General features: G+C 61.5%; 1 rRNA gene. It reads right to left on the reverse strand.

Features of this window, described 5'->3' with window-relative positions:
- Positions 1-449: 449 nt before the first annotated feature.
- Positions 450-539, reverse strand: a 16S ribosomal RNA gene (locus tag AB4Y83_RS22690); the annotation flags it as partial.

Below are 539 nucleotides of genomic sequence, written 5' to 3' on the forward strand. Positions count from 1 at the left end.
CCACCGTGTGCCCTTAAAAACTTGACACTACAAAGATGCTCGCGTCCACTGTGAAGTTCTCAAAATACAACCGGCACCCCACACCCACCACAAGCRCAGCTCGCGATCTCGGCAGGGCCCACAACCAGAAAAACCAGCCCACACACACCACCCGAGCCAACCAGACCCCCAAAGAGGGGCCAGGCCAGCTCGAGCCGGCACGTATCGTCCGATCCTTCAGGACCCAACAACGTGTCAGACACCGCACCCGCCATCCCCCACGTTCCACTGCCGCACCCCCCGGAAGGGGACGCAACCCCCGCGAGGGGAGCTGCCGGCTTGTACTTGTGAGAGACACCAGGACGGTGTCAAGTAATCGATGTTCCACCCTTGAGCACCCGCTGCCCCACRTTCGGGGACAGACCGGGCTCTGCCACCACCAGACGAGCTGGCAGTGGAGTGCTCCTTAGAAAGGAGGTGATCCAGCCGCACCTTCCGGTACGGCTACCTTGTTACGACTTAGTCCCAATCGCCAGTCCCACCTTCGACGGCTCCCTCTG

The organism is Terrabacter sp. RAF57 (assembly GCF_052113925.1).
GTDB lineage: Bacteria > Actinomycetota > Actinomycetes > Actinomycetales > Dermatophilaceae > Terrabacter.